The 9,515-nt window shown below is 37.0% G+C and carries 11 protein-coding genes; 10 read left to right on the top strand and 1 reads right to left on the bottom strand.

The window, feature by feature from the left end; translation table 11 throughout:
- Nucleotides 1-49 precede the first annotated feature (49 nt).
- The 10 genes from AC1DRF_RS05140 to fabZ all read left to right on the top strand — a co-directional run bounded on the left by AC1DRF_RS05140 (nt 50) and on the right by fabZ (nt 8,730).
- On the top strand, nt 50-286 hold the full coding sequence (locus tag AC1DRF_RS05140) for a DUF1146 family protein (protein WP_013059797.1): 237 nt from the start codon (nt 50-52) through the stop codon (nt 284-286).
- A gap of 160 nt (nt 287-446) precedes the next feature.
- Nucleotides 447-1,187 carry a YwmB family TATA-box binding protein gene (locus tag AC1DRF_RS05135; protein ID WP_013059796.1) on the top strand — a complete coding sequence of 247 codons (741 nt, stop codon included), beginning with the start codon at nt 447-449 and terminating at the stop codon, nt 1,185-1,187.
- Nucleotides 1,188-1,218: 31 nt separating this feature from the next.
- Nucleotides 1,219-2,523, top strand: coding sequence for a UDP-N-acetylglucosamine 1-carboxyvinyltransferase (gene murA / locus AC1DRF_RS05130; RefSeq protein ID WP_013085458.1), 1,305 nt, complete (start codon nt 1,219-1,221; stop codon nt 2,521-2,523).
- A gap of 162 nt (nt 2,524-2,685) precedes the next feature.
- The gene (spoIID, locus tag AC1DRF_RS05125; protein WP_013059794.1) at nt 2,686-3,708 is read left to right on the top strand and encodes a stage II sporulation protein D; all 1,023 of its coding nucleotides are present in this window, start codon (nt 2,686-2,688) and stop codon (nt 3,706-3,708) included.
- A gap of 162 nt (nt 3,709-3,870) precedes the next feature.
- Nucleotides 3,871-4,701 (top strand): peptidoglycan DD-metalloendopeptidase family protein, encoded by an 831-nt coding sequence (locus tag AC1DRF_RS05120; protein ID WP_477740396.1) that lies wholly within the window; start codon nt 3,871-3,873, stop codon nt 4,699-4,701.
- 275 nt (nt 4,702-4,976) lie between these two features.
- On the top strand, nt 4,977-5,240 hold the full coding sequence (gene spoIIID, locus AC1DRF_RS05115) for a sporulation transcriptional regulator SpoIIID (protein WP_477740395.1): 264 nt from the start codon (nt 4,977-4,979) through the stop codon (nt 5,238-5,240).
- A gap of 186 nt (nt 5,241-5,426) precedes the next feature.
- Nucleotides 5,427-6,428, top strand: a complete 1,002-nt coding sequence (mreB, locus tag AC1DRF_RS05110) for a rod shape-determining protein (RefSeq protein ID WP_013085455.1) — start codon at nt 5,427-5,429, stop codon at nt 6,426-6,428.
- Between the two features lie 114 nt (nt 6,429-6,542).
- A complete protein-coding gene (locus AC1DRF_RS05105; protein ID WP_230184032.1) occupies nt 6,543-7,367 on the top strand; it encodes a flagellar hook-basal body protein in 825 nt (274 codons plus the stop codon).
- Between the two features lie 23 nt (nt 7,368-7,390).
- Nucleotides 7,391-8,212 carry a flagellar hook-basal body protein gene (locus tag AC1DRF_RS05100; RefSeq protein WP_477740394.1) on the top strand — a complete coding sequence of 274 codons (822 nt, stop codon included), beginning with the start codon at nt 7,391-7,393 and terminating at the stop codon, nt 8,210-8,212.
- A gap of 83 nt (nt 8,213-8,295) precedes the next feature.
- A complete protein-coding gene (gene fabZ / locus AC1DRF_RS05095) occupies nt 8,296-8,730 on the top strand; it encodes a 3-hydroxyacyl-ACP dehydratase FabZ (protein WP_013059788.1) in 435 nt (144 codons plus the stop codon).
- Between the two features lie 28 nt (nt 8,731-8,758).
- Here the strand turns inward: fabZ and AC1DRF_RS05090 are convergent, their stop codons facing one another.
- A complete protein-coding gene (locus AC1DRF_RS05090; protein WP_230184030.1) occupies nt 8,759-9,181 on the bottom strand; it encodes a helix-turn-helix domain-containing protein in 423 nt (140 codons plus the stop codon).
- Between the last annotated feature and the right edge of the window lie 334 nt (nt 9,182-9,515).

The following is a 9,515-nucleotide window of genomic DNA, read 5'->3' as shown; positions in this document are numbered from 1 at the left end:
ACGATGATCGTCTCTTCTTTTCATATGGTGTTTAAAAGGAGTGCTTTTATTGTTTGGAGGAATTGAACAGCAAACGTTACTAACCATGATTTCACATTTGATTTTTATTGTGATTACTTGGTATGCTTTGCAAGGCTTTCAAATTGAAAAGCTGATGAAACCTAATCATGTGTTTCAAGCAAAATTAATGCTTATTTTATTGACCATTACGATTTCATCAACAGTAAGTAATTTCTTTTTGGATTATTTATTTTGGTCACAGCGCATTCCCTCATTTTTTCAATGATTGGCAAGCTATGAGTCTATGATAAAATAGGCGTTCATTCATTGAAGATATACGAATTTATACGCTAATGTATGTCGCTATGTCTAAATATGACGACCCTTTTCATGTATGTATCATCGCCTTCTGGAAAGACTGATGAGTACGGAGAGGGAGTGGCGAAATGTTTAAAAAAATTAGTGTCTTTTTGGCTATTTTCATTACTGGCTTATTCGTATATCATGGAAGTTATGTGAGCAATGCCCAAAACAATGAAACTACTATTGAGAAGATTGTTCACACCTTAAATAAGCAGCATGTTTCGTTAACTGAAGTATCGTTGTATGCAAGAGAAGAAGTAAAAGCTGTTACTGACCAAAAAACCTTTTATTCGCAAGCTAAAAGTATTAAAAGTAATTTTAGAGGTTTTAAATGGGAAGTGAAGAGGGAAAGAGACCTATGGAAAGCAATAGGTACACGCAAAAGTGAAGATGTGAACGAAGTCATTCTGTTAACTTATGCGATCGATGAACACAGCAATGCGTACATATCGTATCATGTAACGGGACAAGGTTTGAAAGAAAAAAATATGACCCATTTTCAAAATGTATTTCAGACAAATTATGAAAAAATTTTCCTATCAGAACCCATAATTTTCTCTTGTGCAACTGGGGAAATCAATGATAAGATGGAAAGTGTTTTGTCTGTTGAAATTCAAGACCTATTACGAGCTTTCAATGCTAAACCAGTGGAATCTCTAGTGGAAGAGTCATTTACCTCTGTTTCAGCATATACTGGACTGTGGAAAGAAGCTCTTCAAACGAAAAAGCAGGAAATGAACTTACAAATTGCATTACGCAAGACAAGAATGGGCGGTCAAACAACCATAGTTGTTGGCACACCTATCATTACGTCTGAATATTAATATAGAGAAAATGGACGCGGAGGGGAATACCTTGGAAAAAATCATCGTCCGCGGTGGAAATAGATTAAGCGGTACAGTTAAAGTTGAAGGAGCAAAAAACGCCGTTTTACCTATTATCACTGCAACCTTATTAGCTAGTGAAGGAAAAACAATTCTAAATGATGTACCAGCTCTCTCCGATGTATTTACGATTGGCGAAGTTTTAAGACATCTGAATGCAGAAGTAGATTTTGAAACAAATCGTGTAGTTGTAGATGCATCAAGAGAGTTAAAAACAGATGCACCTTTTGAATATGTAAGAAAAATGCGCGCTTCAGTACTTGTAATGGGTCCTTTATTGGCGCGTACAGGTGAGGCTCGTGTAGCTTTACCTGGCGGATGTGCAATTGGATCAAGACCGATTGATCAGCATCTTAAAGGCTTTGAAGCAATGGGTGCTAAAGTTCAAGTAGGAAATGGTTTTATTGATGCAAAAGTTGAAGGAAGACTAAAAGGTGCTAAAATTTATTTAGACTTCCCAAGTGTAGGTGCCACAGAAAATATTATGATGGCAGCAGCATTAGCGGAAGGCACTACAATTATGGAAAACGTAGCAAAAGAACCTGAGATTGTCGATTTAGCAAACTTCTTAAACGCAATGGGCGCTAAAGTTCGCGGTGCAGGAACTGGTACGATCCGTATTGAAGGTGTTAATAAATTATATGGTGCAGAACATGCAATTATTCCAGATCGTATCGAAGCTGGAACATTCATGGTAGCAGCAGCTATTACAGGTGGAAACGTACTTGTACGCGGTGCAGTAGCAGAGCACATCAGTTCCCTTGTTGCTAAAATGGAAGAAATGGGTGTTGAAATTACTGAAGAAGGCGACGGCTTACGTGTTGTAGGACCTGAAAAGCTAAAATCAGTAGATATTAAAACAATGCCTCATCCAGGGTTCCCTACGGATATGCAATCTCAAATGATGGCATTATTATTAGCAGCAGAAGGCACAAGTATGATTACAGAAACAGTTTTTGAAAACCGCTTTATGCACGTAGAAGAGTTTCGCCGCATGAACGCTGATATTAAAATTGAAGGGCGCTCTGTTATTATTAACGGACCTACTCAACTACAAGGCGCTGAAGTAGCAGCAACAGATCTTCGTGCAGCAGCAGCGTTAACATTAGCAGGACTTGTAGCAGACGGCTATACACGTGTAACGGAATTAAAACACCTTGATCGTGGTTATGTAAATTTCCACAATAAATTAGCCGCTTTAGGCGCTGATATTGAACGTGTAAATGATGAAACAAAGCAAGTAGAACAAACTCAACAGGCTTCAGACGTCAAGTAAATATGTCATAAAAAAAGCATCTCATAGCGAGATGCTTTTTTTGTCGTTGGACGACCCTTATGGCCGGTTTGCTGTCATAAAAGGTTGTCCACCTCCATACATATGGAATATAGGGATATAGGTGTTCCTTGTCAAAATAATAGATATGGAGGCTAGGCGTTCATGAAACAAGCAAAGCCAATCGTCGTACTAGGAGTCATCTTTTTTTTCGTTGTGTTACTCATCCCAACACTTCTCGTTGTTCCTTTTACTGAAAAGACAGATGGAAAGCTACATGAAAATGTCAAACAGACCCCAAAAACCGAAAAACTACAAAAAGTGACAGCGTCTCCTCTTGACGTCAGTGTTTATCGTACGGAAACGAAAAAAGTAGAAAAACTGCCGCTCGAAGACTATCTTGTAGGGGTAGTAGCAGCTGAAATGCCTGCTACTTTTGAGCTTGAAGCACTTAAGGCTCAAAGTTTGGCAGCCAGAACCTATATTGTGCAAACTATGATGAATGGAAATAGTCATCTTCCCCAAGGAGCGGATGTGACTGATACCGTAGAGTACCAAGTATATTTAAATAAAGATGAGCTAAGAAGCAGATGGAACAAAGACTATGATTGGAAAATCAAAAAAATTCAAGAAGCAGTGAAGGACACCCAAGGTCAAATTCTTACGTATAAAAATAAGCCAATTAATGCTACGTTCTTTTCTACCAGCAATGGTTACACTGAAAACTCAGAAGCATATTGGAAGAATTCCATTCCTTATCTAAAAAGTGTAGCTAGTCCATGGGATAAAAAGTCCCCTGAATTTACAAATCAGAAAGTAATGTCTGTTGCTAGCTTTGAACAGAGGCTTGGAGTGAAATTAACAAACAGTGGATCAGTAGGTGAAATCGTCTCTAGAACGCCGGGGCAGCGCGTAGATTACGTAAAAATAAACGGTAAAGAACTGTCGGGAAAAGATGTTCGGGAAAAACTGGGTTTATCCTCAGCCGACTTTCATTGGACAAAAAAAGGTAATGAAATTATCATCAACACAAAAGGATATGGACATGGTATTGGGATGAGTCAGTACGGAGCAAATGGTATGGCACTAGAAGGAAAAACCTATAAAGATATTGTTACTCATTATTATACAGGTGTTGCGATTACCCCTAACGATCAGTTTGTTGCACAATTGACAGCTAAACGCTAATTAAAAGACCCTTATAGCAGGGTCTTTTTTTATGTTTTTCACTTTTTTTAAATAAAATGTATATTTTAGATTCATCTGTTGAAAAATAATCGAAAAAAATTTTTTATCGCTGTGTATATATTCATTCAATTGTGTTCAGACTGATTGCTGAGGTGATGATATATGAGAGAGGAAGAAAAGAAACGTACTTCTCCAAAATCGAAAGTTCAAAAATTAGTTAGAAAGCGTTGGGTGTTCCCGGCTATCTATTTAGCGAGTGCAGCAATTATTCTTACAGCAGTCCTTTGGTTTCAAGCTAATGGAAACGATATTAGCAAAGAAGACAAAAGCGGCTATAGCCAAGACGGTACGGCTTATCGAGACGACGCTGTAGAGGTAAATGCTTCGCTTGAAAATTTAAAAATGCCAGTTGCTAGTGAAGCATCAGCTATCGTGAAAAAGCCTTTCTACGACGATCAAGCATCTGAAAAACAGCAAGAAGAAGCACTAGTTTTCTACAACAATACGTATCATCCAAACACAGGTGTTGACTTAGCTGTTAAGGGAGATAAATCATTTKATGTTGTAGCAGCAGCTAGCGGTACAGTAACAAAAGCAACAAAAGATCCTTTACTAGGTTATGTAGTAGAAATTGATCACAAAGATGGTTTAGTCACACAGTATCAATCTCTTGAGAAAGCTGATGTAGAAGTAGGAGATATTGTTAAGCAAGGCCAAACGATCGCAAAAGCTGGAAAAAGCTTATATAATCAAGAAGCAAAAACACATGTACATTTTGAAGTTCGTAAAGATGGTGTAGCAATTAATCCAAGCAGTTATTTTGGAAAATCTGTTAGTTCTATCAAAGAAGTCAAAGCAGCTGAAGTGACAGAACCAAAAGACGACTCTTCTTCTGAAGAATCAAAGGATAGTGAAAAATCATCTGATGAAAAGACTAAAGAAGATAAAGATTCAAAACACCCTTCAACAGATACGTCTAAACCAAATGCATAAGGCAAGACCATAAATACGAAAAGAAGCTGGATAAAATCGAGCTTCTTTTTTTATGAATTTTTCTAAAATGAGATGCATTATGTTAAAAAAGTAAATAAAAAACACTAAATTTTCAAAAAAATATAAGAAATCACTTGTCCTTACTGACTTTTCTAGCATATATCTGCACACAAGCTAATAAACTGTTACAAACCTATAAAGAGAATGTTAGAAAAGGGATAATATATACATTCCCTTGGATACTTCTCATATCCAATTTGGGGAGGGCGAGTAGTGTGCACGATTACATCAAAGAGAGAACTATCAAGATTGGAAAGTATATTGTAGAAACAAAGAAAACAGTTCGTGTAATTGCGAAAGAATTTGGCGTTTCGAAAAGTACTRTCCATAAAGATTTAACAGAGCGTCTACCAGAAATAAATCCTGAGTTAGCAAATGAAGTAAAAGAAATTCTTGATTATCATAAATCTATTCGGCATTTGCGTGGAGGAGAAGCAACAAAATTAAAGTACAAAAAGGAAGAAGAAACTGTAAAATGAAAAAATGCCCAATATTGCCTTTTTTATAGAGGTAGTATAGGGCATTTTATTTTTTGGATAAAATAGGTATATAATAAATATTTTTGCTAATAACAACATACATATACAAATTGTGATAAAATAGTAAATTAGGAAAAAAGAATGGTTATCATGCAAAGATATGTAAATAGAAGGAGGATTTAAGGTATGTTAGCAAAAGACATTGGTATCGATTTAGGTACAGCTAACGTCTTAATTCACGTTAAAGGCAAAGGAATTGTGTTAAATGAACCGTCTGTTGTGGCGATTGATAAAAATACAAATAGAGTGCTAGCAGTAGGGGAAGAAGCGAGACGTATGGTAGGAAGAACGCCCAGTAATATTATTGCCATTCGTCCCTTAAAAGATGGTGTTATCGCTGACTTCGAAATTACAGAGTCTATGCTCAAACACTTTATTAACAAATTAAATGTAAAAGGTTTTTTATCCAAGCCTCGCATTTTAATTTGTTGTCCAACAAATATTACCTCTGTTGAACAAAAAGCCATTCGCGAAGCTGCTGAAAAGAGCGGTGGAAAAACCATTTATTTGGAAGAAGAACCAAAAGTCGCGGCAATTGGCGCTGGAATGGATATCTTTCAGCCGAGCGGAAATATGGTCGTAGATATTGGTGGAGGTACAACCGATGTGGCCGTCCTTTCAATGGGCGATATCGTAACAGCAGCTTCTATTAAGATGGCTGGTGATCGTTTTGATGCCGAAATTTTGCAGTACATTAAGCAAAAATATAAGCTCTTAATCGGAGAGCGTACAGCAGAAGAAATTAAAGTGAAAATTGGTACGGTGTTTCCTAAAGCTCGTAATGAAGAGCTGGACATTCGAGGGCGAGACATGGTTTCAGGCCTACCTCGTACGATTACTGTTTATTCTGAAGAAGTAGAGGAGGCACTTAGAGAGTCTGTCAGCGTCATTGTACAAGCTTCGAAAAGTGTATTAGAGCGTACACCTCCTGAACTTTCTGCCGATATTATAGACAGAGGCGTTATTTTAACTGGCGGTGGAGCATTGCTTCACGGTATGGACCAGCTGTTAGCGGAAGAATTAAAGGTGCCTGTGCTAATTGCAGAAAATCCAATGGGTTGTGTAGCTGTTGGAACAGGTATTATGCTCGATAATATTGATAAACTATCTCGTCGCAATATTGTTTAAATAAATGAAGACTCCTCTATTGGCTCGTTTCATACAGAGGAGTCTCTTCTTTTATCTATTATACTCTGTGAGCTGGCTATAACGAGCAACGTTTACTTGTAAGGAGGATGAAGTATGTTTAAAGGGTTTTACACGGCAGCGGCGGGTATGCTGTCTCAACAGCGTCAAACTGACTTATTAACGAATAACATAGCAAATGCTAATACGCCAGGATTTAAAGCAGATCAAGGTACGTTAAAGGCATTTCCTGATATGTTGCTGCAGCGAATGGAATCTGAAGATTTACCTACTGACCGTAGCATCTCTGTTCAGAACAAAAAAGAAATAGGTACGATTAATACGGGCGTGTATATGCAAGAAACAGTTCCAAATTTTATACAAGGTGATCTTCAGCAAACGTCTCAATCAACTGATATTGCATTGATGGAGCAAAATATGCCTACAAAAGAGGGCGGACTATTTTTTGTGGTACAAAGCCCTGATAATACGCCTCAATATACAAGAAACAGTAATTTTACATTAGGTCAGGAAGGGTTTTTAACTACGTCTACCGGAGCTTATGTATTAAATACAAATAATCAACCAATTCAACTAAAAAGTGAAAACTTTACAGTTGATTCACAAGGTAACGTAACGGAAAATAATCAGCAGGTCGCACAAATCGATATTGCTTATGCTAGTGACTTACAAACGATTAAAAAGGCAGGGAATGGATTGTATGAAACGCTGAACAATCAGCCCTTGCCTTCAGCAAGAAATAATCCAGGCATTTCTTATCAGTTAAAGCAAGGATTTGTTGAACGTTCCAATGTAGATGCTGCTCAAAGTATGACTGATTTACTAACGGCTTACAGAGCTTTTGAGGCAAATCAAAAAATAATGCAAGCTTACGATAGAAGCATGGATAAAGCGGCAAATGAAATTGGGCGTGTGCGCTAAAAGCAACAGGGGAGATGAGAAGGATGAACCGTACAATGATAACAGCGGCCAATACGATGGGACAGCTGCAGCAGCAGCTTGATGTCATTGGTCATAATCTATCTAATACAAATACGACAGGATATAAAGCGAGAGATGCTTCATTTAATGATATGCTGTATCAACAAGTAAACAATCAAGAAGATAAGGGAACAGAAAAGCGGCTTACGCCAGCTGGAATTCGGCAAGGCACAGGCGCTTATTTAGATCAAACGAGCTTGAATATGACGCAAGGTGCTTTTCAGAATACAGATAAACTATTAGATATAGCTGCATCAAATCCAAACGTTTATTTTCAAGTTGCCGTAAACGATTCCCAACAGCCTGTACAATATACGAGAGATGGTTCTTTTCATCTTAGCCCTGAAGGCCCGAACAATGTTAAATTAGTAAACGGTTCTGGTCAGGATGTGCTGGGGGAAAATGGTCAGGCTATTATTTTCAGTAACGCGTTCAAAGATATACAAATTGATGGAAGTGGAACGATAACGGTTACTATGAATAAGGGTGTTGACCAGTTTACACTTGGGTTAACAAATGTCCAAAAGCCGCAGGTGCTCGAAGCTAAAGGAGAAAATCTATTTGCCTTTCCAGCAGGGATGAACCAACCGAATATGTTTACAGATTTGACTGGAAGAGCTCGAGAAACAGCAGGCGTAGAGCAAGGGAAATTGGAACAGTCAAATGTAGATTTGAGTAAAGAACTTACTGATATGTCCATTGCTCAACGTGCGTATCAATTTAATTCCCGCTCTATTTCAATTGCAGATCAAATGATGGGCTTAGTTAATGGGATCAGAGCTTAAGCAAGTAGTTGCTTCTCAATTGAGCATTCTGTATATTGATAATAGTATCGTATGTTACATGCGGTTTGAAAGGAGACTTATTTATGCTTGATATTGAACAAATTAAAGAAATTATTCCACACCGATATCCATTTTTATTGGTCGATCGTATTTTAGAAGTGGAAGAGGGAAAAAAAGCAGTTGGTTTAAAAAACGTATCTGCCAATGAAGAATTTTTTAACGGGCATTTCCCTGACTATCCTGTGATGCCAGGAGTTTTAATTGTAGAAGCTTTGGCTCAGGTAGGAGCAGTAGCTATGCTAAAAAAAGAAGAAAATCAAGGACGTTTAGCATTTTTTGCAGGCATTGACAACTGCCGCTTTAAAAAGCAAGTAAGACCTGGTGATCAACTGCGTTTAGAGGTTGAAATTGTACGTGCGCGTGGATCTATTGGCAAAGGAAAAGGTATCGCAACTGTAGATGGAGAGTTAGTCTGCGAAACAGATATTATGTTTGCTTTAGGCGATAAAAAAGAATAGTACATAAGAGCTGCTGATGCAGCTTTTTTTATTGGCGCTGCAAAGCAGAAAAAAGTTTCTTTAATAAAGGTATAATATCCGTTAGCAACTCTTTTTGAAGTGTTGATGACAGAGATGAAAATTGTAAGAGCACATGTTTCAATAAGGGCTGTTTATCTATGAGGGTTAAAATGGTCTCGTCGTGTGAATCCGATTCACATTTTCTTTTTAAGTAAAGAAGTTGGAAGTCATGTAAATGATCTTGTTTATAAGAGGAAGGCTCAATAAGTTGGTCCAGCGTAATTTGAAAACAATTACATAGAGATAAAAAATCAAAAATGGAAGGCGTTTGTTTTGAACATTCCCATTTTGAAATAGTTGTACGAGAAACATTCAACTGATTTGCTAATTCTTCTTGTGAAAATCCTCCTTTTAGTCTGAACTGCTTAATTCTTTCTCCAAAATCCTTCATATGCATCACCTGATTTCGTAAAGATAAATATATGTCTTATTGTTCGAATGTAGTTCATATTCTTTGTAATATGCTAAATTCGCACAATATGAAACATATACACTTTACCTTCTGCAATAAAGGGAATAAAACCTGTTTTTATTTCTTTTTTTTCTCTAAAAAGATTCATTTTTCTGCCTGGATATAAAAAAAAGAACAAAAATAAAGGTTTTTTATAGTAAAAAAATCCTATTTTTTGTTCGGTATATTGAAAAAAATGGTTGAATAACGGGGAAAAATGCATTAATATACGAATTACAAAGAAAAAGGAGTGAAAAAATGACAAATTTTTATT

This window comes from Priestia sp. P5_B4, assembly GCF_056400385.1.
Note: the sequence above shows the minus strand (reverse complement) of the source record. Positions and strands in the feature narration are given on the sequence as shown.